The following is a 17,206-nucleotide window of genomic DNA, read 5'->3' as shown; positions in this document are numbered from 1 at the left end:
GCCCGTTGAAAGAGGTGATGTCATTGATGGATGTACAAGGAAAACGAGTATGCATTATCGGCGGCGGCCCTTATGGGGTCAGCCTCGGTAAAGAGTTGAACCAGGGCGGCATTGATTATGACCTGTATGAAGCCGAATCGGACTTTGGCGGCGTATGGAATGCTGACAGCCGCTGTGGCCGCACCTATCCGTCATTGCATCTGATCTCCCCGAAGGTCAATACCCAATATCCGGATTTCCCCATGCCGGAGGATTATCCTCATTATCCCAACCATAAACTGATGCATCAGTATGTCTGCCATTACGCGCGCACCTTTGGGGTCTATGAGAAAGCCCATTTCAATGTCGCCGTCACCCGTATTGAACCGCAGGATAAGGGTTGGCAGGTTGAGTTATCGACGGGGGAAAGAAAGTTTTATTCTTTTGTTCTGGTCAGCAACGGCATGCAACGAGAGGCCCGTTATCCTGAATCGGCTTATCGTGGCCATTTCGCCGGCGATATCATGCATTCGATCGATTACCGGACGCCGGAACGTATCAAGGGCAAGCGGGTCTTGATCATTGGCGCCGGCAACTCCGGCTGCGACATCGCAGTCGACGCGGTTCATCATTGCCAGGCGGTCTACCACAGCACGCGGCGCGGTTACTACTATCAGCCCAAGTTTATCAACGGCATGCCAACTCCAAGATGGATGGAGGGGTTGGGGAATAAATTTAACACTCGCGAAGAAACGCTGGCTTATATACAACAGGTTTTTAAGCTTGCCGGTTACGACGGTACGGATTTCGGTTTAAAGAAGCCGGATTATCCGTTGGATGCCTCCCATCCGATCATGAACTCTCAGCTGCTCTATTTTATTGGCCACGGCGATATCCAGCCCAAGGGCGACGTGAGCGAGTTTCGCGGTCATACCGTGATATTCGAAGACGGTTCGCAGGTTGAGGTCGATACCCTTATTTATGCGACAGGATATCACCGCCGCTTCCCATTCCTGGACAGCAAATATCTGGATATGAAGAACGGCATTCCAGACTGTTTCTTACACATTGTCCCCAAAAACTTTAATAACCTGCTGTTTGTCGGTTATATCAACTCCGCTACGGGCTTGGGGGTTTCCGCCCGCTCTCACGGCTTGTTCGTAGTGGATTACCTCAAGGCTTATTTCGCTCAGTCTCAAGGGTTGCACGATTTTACCCGAATGAAAAAAGAGCAGAACCCCGATCTGGGGCAGAACTATTACATCGGATCTTTCCGGCATCAGTGGGAAGTCGATCTCTGGAAGTTCCTTAAGTTACTGGCGCAGTACCGTGAAGTACTCAACAGAAGGTAGAGGCGATGACAGGCAAAGATAACAACACCCATGACTTACACGAGTCAGCCCGGAATGCGCTGGAAGCTGAGTTGATGCAATCCGCCAGGAAACCTATGCCTACCGACGCCAATTTTGCTCGCGCCGCCGTTGAATGGCCGCTTGCCGCTGCTCTCGGCGATGGCTGCCGCCAGGCATTGCGGCAAGAGGTGCTGGGCATTTTTTCCATGATCCTCAAACTGCCGTCGGAAAAAATCGACAGCGAGGAAAAGATATCGACCTACGGCGTTGATTCTATTGTCATTACGGAAATCATGGGGCGTATCGCCGGTGCATTGGGCGTGTCACTTTCCGCCGCCATTTTCTTTGAGGCCAGAAACATTGAGGAACTGACCGATATCATCATTACGCGTTTCGGCCAGCATGTCGCGACGCGCTACCAGCGTTCGCCCGCCCACAGCGATGACAGCCGGTCAGCCGAATTGGCGCAGGGCCAACGGAGCGGGCCGGCAGCATCGGCAGACATCGCCGCCGGTGAAAAATCAGCCCGGCACCTTCAGGCGCTGTTGGCAAAAAGTCATCAACTCAAGCGACAACGGGAACGGCGCGCTGCGCCGGGCGATCGGGCCCGGCCCATTGGCGCACCGGCAAGCGGGCGTTACGAGCCGATCGCCATCATCGGCATGAGCGGAATGTTTGCGCAGTCTTCCTCGGTGGAGGCACTGCAGCGCCACCTTTACCAGGGCCGGGATTGCATCAGTGAAATTCCCAAAGAACGCTGGGATTGGAAAGCCATCTACGGCAACCCGAAAGACGGTGAGTTGACCAATGTTAAATACGCCGGCTTTATTCAGGACGTGGATAAGTTCGATCCGGGTTTTTTTGGCATCTCACCGCGTGAAGCTCAGACCATGGATCCTCAGCATCGGTTGTTTATAGAATCGACCTGGCAGCTCATCGAATCATCCGGCTATGCCCCTTCGTCATTAGCCGGAAAAAAAGTCGGGGTATTTGCCGGCATCAATTTGCAAGACTATGCCGAAACCGTCCTGAATGCCCAATCCCGCGATATTGTTGAGCTCACGGCGATCCCCCATATGTTTTGCCCGAACCGCCTCTCTTATTTGCTGGATGTGCATGGCCCCAGCGAAATTATCGACACCGCCTGTTCAAGTTCTTTAGTGGCGATCCACCGCGCAGTGATGAGCATTCAGCACGGTGATTGTGATATGGCGATAGCCGGCGGCGCTAACCTGATCCTGAGCCCGAAAATGCACATTCTGTACAGCAAGGCCGAAATGATTTGCGAGGACGGCCGCTGCAAGACGTTCTCTGATCAGGCCAACGGCTACGCCCGCGGGGAAGGGGTTGGCGTCGTCATGCTGAAAAGGCTGGCAGCCGCGCAGGCGGATAAAGATCGTATTCTCGGGGTCATTATCGGCTCGGCGGAGAACCACGGCGGCGCCGCCACCTCGCTGATGGCTCCCAACCCGAATGCCCAGGCTCAGCTGATTCGCGATGCCCACAGTAAATCCGGGGTTGACCCGCGCAGCATTACTTATATTGAGTGTCATGGGACCGGCACGCCGCTGGGCGATCCTATTGAGGTCAATGGCCTGAAAACGGCCTTTAAAAATCTCTATCAGGAACACGGGCTGCATTCCGCGGCGGCGAAGCACTGCGCATTAGGTTCGGTGAAATCCAATATCGGCCATACGGAAACCGCCGCCGGCGTTGCCGGCGTCATCAAGGTGTTGTTGGCGATGCAGGATGAATATTTGCCCAAATCGCTGCACTGCCAGAATCTGAATCCTTTGCTGGAGCTGGAAGAAAGCCCGTTCTATGTCCTTCAGGAGGGCCAAACATGGCAACGGCCGACGATCGGTGATGTGACGCAACCATTGCGGGCCGGGGTGAGCTCTTTCGGCGCCGGCGGCGCGAACGCGCATCTGGTGATTGAGGAATACCGTCAGGAACCTGACGAGCTGTCGTCCTTGGCCCTGGAGCCGGAAATCATCGTGTTGTCAGCCAAGAACAGCGAAAGGCTGCAGGTCTATGCGCAGCATTTGATGCAGTATGTCACTCAAAATTCGGCTTATGTCGCGACACACTTCAAACGGTTCGCCTACACATTACAAACGGCGCGGGATGCGATGCCGGTGCGAGCCGCATTCGTGGCCGAAGATGCGGCGTCGCTTTTGCGCCAGCTGACCATTCTGGCGCAAAAAACACCGGCCGACGCCAGTGAAGAGGCCATTTTTGTCAACAACGAGGGCGCGGAATGCGCTTCCCATGCCGATGCGCAGGATATCGCGCGGTGGTGGCAGAACCGGCAGCTTAATGAAGTCGCCCGGGCCTGGGTGGCGACCGGTGCGGTTGACTGGCGGCAGCTATACGCGGGCCGGCATTATCCGCGTCTGGCGCTGCCAACCTATCCCTTCGATCGCCGCCGTTACTGGATAAAGGACACGCAGCCGCAGCCGACGGTAACCGTCGCGGCCATCCAGCCGGCAAAAGAACCGATGAAAAGGGCCAGCCATTCAGAAAAGATCCGACTGCAGCCGCTGAAATCGAAGAAGGACGCCAATCCACCGGTTGCCGCTGGCGACGACGCGGCTTCGGCGCAGGCGTGGCGGCGCGACGAGCGGGGTGAACTGCACCAGGACCATGACGACAACGGGGCTGCCACGGTGAACCCGCGCAGCGGCGAGAGGCCGCTGGAGAGCGTCACCGAAGCATTACGAGCCAGTTTGGCTCGGGCGCTCTGTTGCGCCGAGGCGGATATTCACCCGGATCGCTCCTTCGCTGAAATGGGCCTGGACTCGATTGTCGGCGCCGAATGGGTGCATGAAATCAACCGACAGCTTGGCAGCGACTTATCCGCTACCCGGTTATACGACTATTCGAGCGTTCGGCAACTGGCGCAGTTTATCGCGCTCAGTGGCGTGCCGGAACCGCGTCATGGCGGGGATAAGCCTTGGTATGACGGCCGGCAGACTATCGCCCCAAGCGGCACCGCGGCATCGGCGCACTCCGCAGATCAGCAACGCGAGCCGGCTGCGGCGATCGCGCCATTGCTGAAAGCCAGCCTGGCTGATGCACTTTACATTACGGTGGAAGACATTCAGAACGATCGCGCCTTCTCCGCGTTAGGTCTGGACTCGATTATCGGCGCCGAATGGATCAATGAGATAAACAAGACGCTGGGCACCGATCTTTCCGCCACGCGTTTGTACGACTACCCCAACATTCAGGCTCTGGCGGAATATATTGCGTCTCAATCCGATAGAGCAACGCCGCGCCCAAAACCGAACGCGGCCGTTTCAGCGCCTGAGGACGCATGTCCCGAGGTTCTGAAACCGGCCGCTTCCGTCGCGCCCGCACGCTCAGAAGAGGCCGCCATCTCTCATCGTCGGCAAGAGAAAATCGCCATCATCGGCATGGCTGGCCGCTATCCCGATGCGGACAATTTGGCGCAATACTGGGATAACCTGGCGAACGGGCGCAATGCTGTGCGTGAAGTCCCCAAAGCGCGTTGGGACGTCGATCAATACTTCGATGCCGATCGTCGCGCGGAAGGAAAGGTGTATTGCAAATGGCTAGGGGCATTAACGGATATCGACTGTTTTGACCCGCTCTTTTTCTCGATCTCTCCCGCCGAAGCGGAAGGCATGGATCCCCAGCACCGTCTTTTCCTGCAGGAAGGATACAAGGCGTTTGAAGATGCCGGCTACAGCCCCGAGGAATTGAGTCACCAGAACTGTGGCGTTTATATGGGGATAATGAGCTATGAATATGCTCATCTGATGTTGAACTCCCCGCGGCCGCTGTCCGGCACCGGCAACAGCTTCGCCATCGGCGCGGCGCGAATTCCGTATTTCCTTAACCTGAAAGGGCCGGCCATCCCTGTCGATACCGCGTGTTCGTCTTCGCTGGTCGCGACCCATTTGGCCGTCACGGCATTACAAAACGAGGAAATAGACCTGGCACTGGTCGGCGGCGTCAGCCTCTATCTGATGCCGGAAACCTATATGGGCATGTGTTCTGCGGGCATGTTGTCCCCTGAGGGCCAGTGCAAAGCGTTTGATGATGCGGCGGATGGATTTGTGCCCGGCGAAGGCGCCGGATGCCTGGTGCTGAAACGACTGTCTCAGGCTGAGGCGGACGGCGACCATATTTATGGCGTCATCATTGGCTCGGGCATCAACCAAGACGGCAAAACCAACGGCATTACGGCACCCAGCGTCAACAGCCAGATCGAGCTGGAGAGGGAGGTCTACCGCAAGTCTCAAATTAACCCGGATTCGATCAGCTATGTGGAGACGCATGGCACAGGGACGAAACTCGGCGATCCCATTGAGTTTGAAGCGCTGACCTCCGTCTTCAGAGAGCAGACATCGCGCAAGCGTTTCTGTGGCCTCGGCTCGGTGAAAAGCAATATCGGCCACGCTTCAGCGGCCTCCGGCATGGCAAGCGTGCACAAAACGCTGCTGTCAATGAAACACCGGCAACTCGCGCCATCGCTGCATTTTATCAAGCCGAACCAACACGTTAACTTCGAAGATTCGCCTTTCTACGTCAATACTCAACTCCAGCCCTGGCGACATGATGAAAACCAGCCGCGAAGAGCGGCGGTGAGCGCTTTCGGCTACAGCGGCACCAATGCGCATATGGTGATTGAAGAGTATCTGCCGCCGGCGGCTGACGTGGCGGAGGATAAGCCGCAAATGATCGCGTTATCGGCAATGCGAGCCGACCGTTTGCCGTTGATGGCGGAAAATCTGCAGGCCTGGCTCCAGGAGGAGCAAACGGCCGGCCGCTCCGTCGATTTAAGCCGGCTGGCTTATACCTTGCTGCGCGGGCGCCAGGCCATGACGGAACGGCTTGCGTTTGTCGCCGCCTCGGTCGGCGAGCTGCAAGAGAAACTGGGCCGGTTTATCGCCGGGGATATCGCGGCACCGCCGTTCTTCAGAGGAACGGTGAACGGCAACCCGCCGGCGCTTGAGCACCATCAATGCGCCAAGCCGGTGGATCTGCACGCGCTGGCGGCGACCTGGGCCGCAGGGGCGGCGCTGCCCTGGGATTTACTCTATCCGCAGGCCGCTGAAGGTGCTGAGCGCCGTTTCCCCCAAAGAATCAGCTTGCCGACGTATCCGTTTTACCGACAGCCGTGCTGGTTCGAAGAGACAGACATCGTGGTCTCGCCGGCACTTTCGTCAAACGCCGCCGGGACAGGGCCGGCTGACGAAGAAACGCCATGGCTACGGGCGACAGAGTCCTGGGTTGACGTGAATGTTCATGAAGACACGCCATGGGTTGAACGCATCGAGGCGAACCGCGACAGGCAAATTCTGGTGCTTGATCAGACCGCCGCAGACTATCGGAGCGTCGAGCAGGTTTGTCGGCATATTCAGCAGATCACCGATAACGCTCAGCCGCTTTGGGATGTGCGGCATATCGCCTTGCCGAAGGATGCCTTAACGGCGGAGGCGGAGAGCGCCGCGCTGCAAGAGGCGCTCTCCGCGGCGATCCCTCATCCCGATAAGCCGTTGGCGATTTTTCTGTTCCTGCCCGATAGCCCGGACGCCGAGGCAGAGTCTGGGCTGCGGCTTGCCTATCTTTGCGTGCAGGCCATCCAGGCGGTTGCCCGGCTAAACCCGGTGCAATTTTATTGCTGTCACCGGGCGGACTATGAGCGCGGCCTGACAGCCGCGGCCGTGCAATATGAAGCGCTCTGCGGATTGCTGCGCTCTGCGATCCTGGAAACCGTGGGGCATAGCTACCGGAACGTCATCTTTTCTCCGCAGACCGCTCACCGGGAGACGGCGCTTCAATTGATGCAAACCTGGCTGTGCGACGGCATGTCGGCACCTGAAGCGAGCAGACAGACGCAGGCGATCAGCGCATCGACAGTGCGTTTCTCCGGCGGCCGACAGTACGCGTTGTACGTCAGTGAATCCGAGCGGCCTGAAACGGCGGATGCGTGTTTTCGCACGGGCGCGACCTATTTAATGGTCGGTGCCCTGGGTGGAACGGGGGAGCAGCTTTGCCGGGTTTTAGGGCAGCACTATCAGGCAGAGTTGGTGATTTTCTCTCGCCGCCCTGAAAGCCAGGTAGCGCCAATTCTGGCGCGCATCCGGGCCTCTGGTGCCCGGGTTATTTATCATGCTGTCGATATTCTGGACATCGGCCAGATCGGCCAGGCGATGCAGCAGCTGAGATCTGCAGGCATCACCCTCCACGGGGTGGTGCAGCTGGCCCGACAGGTGAGCGACGGTTCTATTGTGAATAAGTCTTGGGATGCGTTTCGGCAGACGCTGGCGGCGAAAGTCGCAGGCACCCTGAACATCGACGCGGCAACGGCCAATGAACCGTTGGCATTTTTCCTGATGTTTTCCTCCGTTGCCGCGTTCGGCATTCAAGGCTCTCCGGATTACGCCTATTCCGCCGCGTTTCAGAACGCGTTTGCTCGCTACCGACAACAACGGGTCGCCCAGAAACAACGGCATGGGCTCACGGCTTCTCTTTGCTGGGGGCAATGGGAAACTGACGGCGCCGTTGATGCCGAGCGGTTGCCTGCGCGTTTGGCGCATCTGGCGCGGCAGGGCATGGGCAGCATTAACGCCTCGGCGGCGGTACGGCAGATACAAGCCGGGCTGGCAGAGGGCGCCACGGCCTTGGTGGCCGTGACCGATCGCAACAAGGCGAGAGTGCTGTTGGGTTTTGACGAACCACAGACGACGGCAGTAAACGCCGGCCAGGCGCGCGCGACGGCGGAAGCGGTGCGACAAAACATCGATCGCTATCGGCAAGGGGAATTAACGCCAGCGGCGTTTGCGGATTATCTCTCTTCCTTGTGCTTGCAGGATCTGCCGGCTGAGTTGCAACAAGAGGTTGGGGCCGCGATTGCGAAGGCGCTGCATGAGCCTGCCGCCAACACGGCGTCTATCGAAGCGGCCAAAGACGCCGGCGAGGCGACACCGCGAGAAGGCGACGGCGAACTGCGTAACGTGCTGGCCTTCGGGATCGAGAAAGTCATGAAGCTGGGCGACGATCTTGACTGGGATAAACCCCTGCAAGACTACGGGATGGACTCGATTATCGCCATGCAGCTGAGCACCACATTGGAAAAACAGATGAAATTTCCCGTGCAGCCGAATTGGCTGATCGATCATCCGACCCCCAACTTATTGATGAAAAAGTTGCGTGAACAGGTTGGCGCAAGAGGGAACAGGTTATGAATACGCTGAATCAAAAGCTGGAAAACTTTTTCTCCGGTTACCACACCTCAGAGACCGAAGCGCAGAACGGCAAGCCTGGGACAGACGTTTCTTTTAGCTATCTGTTTTTTTCTGATGTCCGCAAAGATGTCTCTGATCGGGATAAATATCGTTTTGCCCGCGAGCTTGTTGAGTTTGCCGATCAGGCCGGGTTTGAATCGGTTTGCTTCCCTGAGCGTCACTTCTATGAATTTGGTTCTATTTACGCCAATAACGCTATAGCTGCGGCTTATTTTGCGCCGCTGACTAAAAACGTGCGCCTGCGTTCAGCCGCCGTGACCAATACGCTGCACCATCCGGTCGAGATCGTCGAAAACTGGGCGATGGTGGATATTCTCTCAGACGGTCGGGTTGAACTGGGTATTGGCAGCGGCTGGAACAAAGCGGACTTTATCCTGTCACCCGAGACGTATGACGATCGGGCAAAAATACGCGACCAGCGGATCCCGGTTATACAACAGCTCTGGCGCGGTGAAACCGTAGATTTTCCCGGCCCCGGCGGGGAGCTATTCCCAACGGTCGTGTATCCGCGCCCGATTCAAAAAGAGGTCGCCATTTGGTACTTCAGCATCTCGGAATCGGGTTTTCGCTATGCGGGGCTGCAAGGATATAACATCTTCGGCATGCTGCATGGGATAGACCTGCACGAGTTCGGCAAGTATGTGAGCAGCTACCGGGCTGCCCGCGCCGAAGCGGGGTTGGATCCTCTGAGCGGCCGGGTGACGCTGATGATGCACACCTTCGTTCATCCGGACATGGAATGGGTACAGCGGGTGGTCTGCGAACCGTTCAAGGCTTATATCCGCAGCAGCATTATTCCCCAGATGAAAGCCAGAGATAAGCATTTCGATAACAGCCAAATTGATCACATTCTCGATTACGCCTATGCGCGTTTTTTCAAAACCGGAGGCATATTCGGCCCGCTTGATGAATGCCAGAAACAAATTGATTTGGCGGTGGCGTGCGGCGTCAATGAAATTGCATTTCTTCAGGACTTCGGCATGGATTACGACGCCGTCAAAAACGCCCTTGGTTATTTGCAGCAATTAGTTGGCCTTAATCTCAAGCGGGAGAAGTCTTTTTATGAGTAAGCAAGCAGCACAATTATCTTTCATTGCGCAGTGGATTAATAATCATAAAACTGCTTCTTCGGATTCGGCATCAACGCTGTTAGCTGCAAACGGAAATATCGAGCCTTTGGCGATTACCGGCCTGGCAGGATATTTCCCGCAGTGTATGAGCATTGCCGAGTTATGGCGGCATCTCGATGCCGACGATACGTTGATCACTTCATTGCCGGCGCAACGCGAAGCATGGTATCGGCAAGGCGAGACCGAGGGAGAAACGCCGTGGTCGGTGCTGGCAGGCGGGTTTATTCCCGATATCGCCTCTTTTGATGCGGCAAAGTTCGGCATCTTACCGATCGAAGCCGAAGAGATGGACCCGCGGCAACGTCTGCTGCTGATGTCAACCTATCACACGCTGGAAGACGCCGGCCTTGTTCCCGCCTCCCTGAGCAAAACGCAGACCGGCGTTTTTATCGGCTGCGAATCCAATGAGTATGCCGCGCTGATGGCGCGCCACGGTTATCGGCCCGAGTTCGGCCTGACGCAGGCCGACAGCATGATAGCCAACCGGATTTCTTACCAGTTTGACTTGGCCGGGCCCAGTGAGTTAATCAATGCGACCTGCGCCGGGTTCGCCGTCGCGCTTCACCGAGCCACTTTGGCGCTCAGAGCCGGCATCATTGACCGGGCCATTGTCGGCGCAGCCAATATCATGCTGGTTCCGGACGTGACCAACCGATTGAATGACGCCAGCCAGCTCACTCACCGTGGGCAGGTGTTCTCTTTCGGCGAAAATGGGGATGGATTCATCCGATCGGAAGGGGTCGGCACCTTGCTTTTGGAACGCCTGGCGGACGTTGAGAAGGCCGGGCGGCGGGTCTATGCCGTCGTCAAGCATACCCGGGTTAACTTCAATGGGCAGGGCGGCGTGTCGATGGCGTCGCCGAATACGGATGCGCATTGTGAACTGATCAAAGACTGCTACCGTGAAGCCGCTATCGACCCACGCAGCGTGTCTTACATTGAGGCCCAGGGCATGGGGCTGCCGGTAGCGGACATTGCCGAATGGACGGCGATCAACCGGGCGCTGAGCCAGCTTTGCAATGAACAGGGGCTGGCGTTCGAGCCGGGTTATTGCCGGGTCAGTAGCTTGAAACCCCTGCTGGGGCACATGCATTCCGCCTCGTCACTGGGCGCCTTGTTCAAAGTCATCCGCAGTCTGCAAACCGATAAAATTCATAAAATACCGGGATTTGAACAGCCGAATGACTATTGCGATACGCAAGACACCCCCTGTGTTTTTGCGAAAGAAACGCAAGCCTGGCCGGCAGGTGAACATCCCAGGATCGCAGCGATTCATAGCTACGGCTCCGGCGGCAATAATGCCCATATCCTGATCGAAGAATATCGCGGCGCTCACCCTGCGGGCGCCGAGTTTCCGGCGGCGTCGCCCCATTATGCCTTCGCTCGGGAATATTGCTGGTTCCAGCCCAGTGCGCTGCCCACCCAAACCGAACGCGCCCCTGACGCCCGCAGCCTGACCGAGGCTGAAGCCGACGTGCGAGCGACAATCGCGCGCCTGCTGGGCATGAATGGCGTGGACGACGAAGCCTGTCGGCAGGCATTTACCGATCTTGGCCTCGACTCCGTCTCTGTTGCCGCCTTCGTCAGCCGACTGATGGCGGCGTACCCGGTTAAAGTGCGGCGTTCGGATTTGTTCAGTTACACCACGCCGGCGGCGTTAGCGCGCGTGGTTGCCGAACGCATGCAGAGCGGCGCGGCGGCGAAAGCGCCGCGCCAAACCGCCGTCGCGCCGCGTTCGGTGCAGAGCGGCAATGGCGACATCGCCATTATCGGCATCGATATCAAGGTCGCCGGGGCAGATAATGCGGCAGAATTCTGGCAAGTGCTGCGAGAAGGCCGCAGCAGTATTGGGCCGGTGCCGCAATGGCGGCGGCAACGCGAAGACCTGCAAATGAAAACCTCCCGGGGCGGTTTCATGGCGCATATCGATCGCTTTGACCCGCTGTTTTTTAAGATTTCGCCCCGGGAAGCCCACCATATGGATCCCCATCATCGCTTGCTGTTGCAGTCCGCATGGCGAGCGATTGAAGATGCCGGTTATGACCCGCAGGCATGGTGCGGGCAACAGCACGGCATTTTTGTCGGCATGGAAGAATCAGATTACCCATTGACCGAACACTCTGCGATTACCTCTGTGCATACGGGAACGGCGCCGGCGCGTATCGGTTACTTCCTTGATACCAAAGGCCCTCTGTTGGCTATCGGCACCGCCTGTTCCTCTTCGTTGGTTGCCCTGCATTATGCCTGCCAGAGTATTTTGAACGGAGAAAGTGAATTGGCGCTGGCCGGCGGGTGCAATCTGATCTGCCAGCCGGAGCGTCTGTTGCACGGTTTGTCGCGGATGGGGGATATGCTCTCGCCAGACGGCGCCTGCTATGCGTTTGATCACCGCGCCAACGGCATGGTGGTCGGCGAAGGGTGCGCGACGGTGGTGTTAAAACGCCATGAGGACGCATTGCGAGATGGCGATGATGTTTACGCCATTATCAAAGGCAGCGCAATTAACTATGACGGCAAAACCAATGGCCTGACGGCGCCCAGCGGCGTTCGCCAGAGTGAGCTTTACGCACAGGTTTATCGGCAAAGCGGCGTTTCTCCCGATCGGATCGACTATGTTGTCAGCCATGGCACCGGCACCCTGTTAGGGGATCCCGTTGAGTGCAATGCGCTGATCGATGCCTTCCAGCGCGAAGGGGTGCAGAAGAAGCAGTATTGCGCGTTAACCTCGCCGAAAACCAATATTGGCCATACGCAGGCCGCGTCCGGGATCGTGAACGTCATCACGGCGGCGTTGGCGTTGAAACAGCGAGAAATCCCGCCGTCGCTGAACTATACCCAGCCCAATGCGGATATTGATTTTGCCGACAGCCCTTTCTATGTGAATACCGAACTCAAACGCTGGGACCGGGAGCGGCGTTTCGCGGCGGTCAGTTCTTTCGGCCACACGGGCACCAATGCCCACCTGGTACTGCAGAACGCAGAGACGCCGGTGAAGCGCCAGGGGGAGCAATCAGGCCGGCATGAGCCGTATCTGATGGTGTTATCCGCTAAAAGTGAAGCCCAGTTGAAACAGATGGCGGCCAATCTGCTCGCCGCGGATGAACCGCACTGCATGGGCGATCTCGCTTATACCCTGCAAGTCGGGCGAACGCCGATGCCGCATCGTCTGGCGTTGTTTAGCGACGGCTGGCATAGCCTGCAGGAAGCGTTGGGGCGGTATCTTGCCAGCGGAGAGGAGATAAACGCTTCACTCGATTTGTATTATGCCGACGTATCGGGAACGGCCCGTTCCGCCGCCGCGCAGGCATTGCTGCGTGACGAGGGGGTGACTCACGGGCTTCACCCCGGCCAGACGCCGCCTCTGGCGCGCCTGCAACTGGCCGCCTGGCTGCGCGGTGAGACGGTAGATTGGGCGGCGTTATATCGCGATGCCGCGCCGCGCAGGATGCACCTGCCGACGTATCCCTTCGCGGAGGAACGTTATTGGTTCGCCTCGACGGATGAGTCAAACGCTCTCGCGCCGCGTCGTGCGGCGGAGGCAGAGCAGAGTGACGCCGTTTGGATCGTTCGCGAAAGATGGCGGGAGCAGCCGCTGCCGGATGCCGTGAATCCCGGCGCCGGGCATGACAACCGGCGCGTGATTTGCGTCCTTCCAGCCGCCGTTCAAACGACGCTGGGGGCCGGCATTATGCAGATTGCCGGTGAGGACTCACCGGCGCTGTTCCTGCACGCGGTGCAGACAGACGCCGACGCCTGCAGCCGTTTCTTTGCACAACTGAAGATGACCGCGCAAACGGCAGGTGAACCTGAGTCGGCAAACGCGCTGTTGTGCGTCGTCGAACCTGAGACCGCGATGGACCAATTGGTGCCTCTGTTCCAGGGGGTGTTATCCAGCGGGCTCGAGGTCGGCCGTATTTTGATCGTCAGCGCCTTTACCGACGCTCTGGAGCGTTGTTACGCCGATGCGTTGGTCGCTTTCGGCGTCTCTTTGCGACTTGTTCTGCCGGAAACGAGCATTTCGTTTGCCGGATTCGATACGTCTCCGGGCGCTGAGCGCTGGCAGGGGGTAGCCGCATCGCTTCCCGCCGTCTGGGCTGAATTGCAAAGCGAACCGGGCCAAAACGCGCTGTATCTCCAGGGCAAACGCCATGTGCTGGCGTACGAGCCGGTCCAGATGGCAAGCGGCGCTCATGACGTAAACAACGATGAAAACGCGAAAGCGGAAAGTTGTTTGAAAGTGGGCGGATGTTACCTGATTACCGGAGGGCTAGGTGGGTTGGGGAGGATATTTGCGCGCTATCTGTGCGAAAGCTTTATGGCGAAGGTGATCTTGATTGGTCGTTCTCCGCTTGAGCCGGGTAAACAGGCGGAGTTGCGCGCCATCGAACAACATGGCGGTCAGATTACCTACCTCCAGGCCGATGTGAGCGTGTTGTCGCAGATGGAGTCTCTGTTTGCAGACTGTCGGCGTCAGGGGATCAGGATCGATGGCATCCTGCATGCCGCGGGGGCGCAAACGCAGCAAACGCTGGCGGAGAAAGATCTCGCCGGGGTTCATCAGGTGCTGGCGCCGAAAGTTCAGGGCGTTCAGGCGATTGATACCGCCTGGCAAAGCGTGTTCGGCGCAGAACACGCGCTGGACTTTATCGTTTGCTTCTCGTCCAGCGCCGCTATTTTCGGCGATTTTGGCGCCGGTGATTATGCCGTGGCGAACCGTTTCCAAATGGCTTACGCCAACAGCCGCCACCATGGCGCGCGGTCCGCCCGCAAGACGGTCGCTATCGGCTGGCCGGTGTGGGCAGACGGCGGCATGACGCAGGGTTCGGCCGAACGGGAGCAGGCGACATCCTTTTACCTGAAAACCAGTGGCCAGCGCGCATTGCGCAGTGAAGAAGGGTTGAGGGTATTCGAACAGTTGCTCGCCGGCGAAGAGGGCGCGGCGCTGGTCATGGCCGGCCGGTCCGATGCGCTGCAACGCCTGCTGGCAGGGGGACCGCGTCAACAGGGCGTGCAAAATCGACCGGCAGCCACCAGTGTTTCTCACCCTGAAATGAAAGGTCTGACGGTTGAACAGTGCGTGCTTTGGGAATTGCAGCAGACGGTGAGCGATATTTTAAGCATTGAGCGGCATCGTTTGCAGCATGACGTGAATCTGGCGGATTTCGGTTTTGATTCAATCAGCCTGGCGGAGTTTGCCGCCGCTCTCAGCCGGCGCTGGAAAATCGCTGTGTCGCCAGCCCTGTTTTTCGGACATGCGACGCTCTCACGACTCAGCCAGTACTTTATGGCGACTCACGGGGCGTTAATGCACACCTGTTACGGCAGTTCGCCAGGTGAGCGCGAGTCGGCAGACCCGAGCGCCCATATACTTCCTCCATCAGCCCGCAACCCGGGCATGCATACCCCGGCGTCGGCGCCATCTGCGCAGGAAGAGCCGATCGCGGTGATCGGCATGAGCGGCCGGTTCCCCGGCGCCCGCGACGTTGAGGAAATGTGGCGCTATCTGGCGGAGGGCAAAACGTCCGTCAGCCAGGTGAGCGAGGCGTATCTGCGCGGCCGTGACGAATCTTGCCGAGAGCAACGCAGCGCGTCGGCGCGCCAGCTGTGGTGCGGCGTCATGCCTGGCGTTGCGGAGTTTGACCCGCTGTTTTTTGAAATTTCGCCACGGGAAGCGCAGAACATGGATCCGGGCCAGCGCCTGCTGTTGCAGGAGACCTGGAAAGCGCTGGAGCATGCCGGTTATGGAGAACACTCGCTGCGAGAGCACAGCATCGGTACGTTTGTCGGTGTCGAAGAGGGAACCTACGGCCGTTTCACCGCGAGCGAGCAGGTTGAAATCACCGCCAATCATAACGGCATTCTGGCTTCGCGCCTGGCCTATTTCCTCGATCTGCATGGCCCGGTGCTGGCGATCAATACGGCCTGTTCATCCGGCTTGGTCGCAGCCCATCTGGCATGCGCCAGCCTGCGCAACCGGGAGTGTGACACCGCATTGGCCGCCGGCGTCAGCCTGCAACTCTCGACGGAAGGTTTCGACATCATGGCGCGCTCAGGCATGCTGTCGGAGGACGGCACCTGCTACACCTTCGATCAGCGCGCCAACGGCATGGTGCCGGGGGAAGCCGTCGTGGTGCTGGTGTTGAAACGGTTATCGCAGGCAGAGGCCGATGGCGACCGAATCCATGGTCTGATCCGCGCCAGCGGCATCAATTATGATGGCAAGACTAACGGGATCACCGCGCCGAACGGCGTGGCGCAGGCCGATTTGCTCACATCCGTGTATCAACGCGCCGGCATTAGCCCGGCACAAATTGAGTATATCGTCACGCACGGCACGGGCACCCGCCTTGGCGACCCGGTTGAGATCAATGCGCTCAATGAAGCGTTCAAAGCGCACACCGATAAACAGGCTTTTTGCGCCCTGACATCGACCAAAACGAATTTCGGTCATACTTTCGCCGCCTCGGGCCTTCTGAGCGCAGTGAGCCTGATTGAGGCTTTGCAGCGGCAAATCATTCCCGCAAGCCTCAACTGCCAACAGGAAAATGACTACATCACCTGGGCGGAGAGTCCTTTCTACGTCAATAAAACAGCCCGTGCCTGGCCGAGGGTGGCAGATAAACGAAGAATGGGGGCGGTGAGCGCCTTCGGCATGAGCGGTACCAATGCGCATCTTCTCATTGAGGAGTATGCGCAGGCGCCTGCGGCGCCAGAGCAGCAACGCAGCCATTATCTGCTCTGCTTGTCCGCCAAGACCGAGGAGGCGCTCTATCTCAAGGCCGGCGATCTGTTGTCGCATTTGCAAAGATCGGAAACCGAGAGTCAGAGTCTGGCGGCAATCAGCTATACGTTGCTCCGCGGCCGTAGCCATTTCCGCTACCGCCTGGCTATTGTGGTCGAAGATCGCGAGGGCGCCATCGTTAGCCTGCAACAGGCCGAACATGGGCAGCGTCCCAATCTGTTCCGCGGTAACGGTATCCCTCTGGGCTTCATCGGGCAGCCGGCCATTCAAAAACACGTCGATGCGTTGCTGCGCCAATCGCAACGCAGTGCAGGGCAGGAATATCAGGAGAATTTGTGCGCGCTGGCGGATTATTACTGCCAGGGATACGTGCTGAGAGGAGACGAACTGTTGCCGGACGTGTCCCGCTGCGTTGTCTTGCCGGCTTACCCGTTCGCCCGTGAGCGCTGTTGGGCGGAGGGCGGCGCGTCATTGCCGGCGCGAAGCGCCGCCGCACGGGACGCGCTGCATCCGATGCTGCAGGAGAATGCTTCAACGCTGGGGGAGCTGCGTTTTCGCGCTGAGTTCAGCGGTGAAGAGTTCTTCCTCAAGGATCACCGGGTTTACGGGCAGAAAGTTTTGCCGGGCGTCTGCTATCTGGAAATGGCGCGTGCGGCTTATGCCTGCGCGACCTCACCGTCGGTTGCAACGCCTCAGCCGCTGCGCTTCAGCATGAAACAGGTT

General features: G+C 58.3%; 4 protein-coding genes (1 of these 4 only partly in view). All 4 read left to right on the top strand.

Annotated features, from left to right (window positions below; genetic code table 11):
- The first annotated feature begins 26 nt into the window (after window positions 1–26).
- Tightly spaced (at most 5 nt apart), the 4 genes in view from QZQ97_RS05645 to QZQ97_RS05630 form a layout consistent with a single transcriptional unit that may run on beyond the window.
- The gene (locus QZQ97_RS05645; protein ID WP_311992625.1) at window positions 27–1,331 is read left to right on the top strand and encodes a flavin-containing monooxygenase; all 1,305 of its coding nucleotides are present in this window, start codon (window positions 27–29) and stop codon (window positions 1,329–1,331) included.
- Window positions 1,332–1,336: 5 nt separating this feature from the next.
- A complete protein-coding gene (locus tag QZQ97_RS05640) occupies window positions 1,337–8,551 on the top strand; it encodes a beta-ketoacyl synthase N-terminal-like domain-containing protein (protein ID WP_311992624.1) in 7,215 nt (2,404 codons plus the stop codon).
- Window positions 8,548–9,681 (top strand): MupA/Atu3671 family FMN-dependent luciferase-like monooxygenase, encoded by a 1,134-nt coding sequence (locus QZQ97_RS05635; protein ID WP_311992623.1) that lies wholly within the window; start codon window positions 8,548–8,550, stop codon window positions 9,679–9,681. Before QZQ97_RS05640 ends, QZQ97_RS05635 begins: the two co-directional genes overlap by 4 nt.
- Window positions 9,674–17,206, top strand: partial view of an SDR family NAD(P)-dependent oxidoreductase gene (locus QZQ97_RS05630; protein ID WP_311992622.1) — the start only. It continues 12,297 nt past the right edge of the window; 7,533 of the gene's 19,830 nt are visible here — the first part of the coding sequence; it begins with the start codon at window positions 9,674–9,676; its stop codon lies off the right edge, out of view. The genes QZQ97_RS05635 and QZQ97_RS05630 overlap by 8 nt, the downstream gene beginning before the upstream one ends.

It is taken from the genome of Serratia sp. root2, from assembly GCF_031931805.1.
Classification (GTDB): domain Bacteria; phylum Pseudomonadota; class Gammaproteobacteria; order Enterobacterales; family Enterobacteriaceae; genus Serratia; species Serratia inhibens.
The sequence above is the reverse complement of the archived record's forward strand: the minus strand, read 5'-3'. Positions and strand labels throughout refer to the sequence as shown.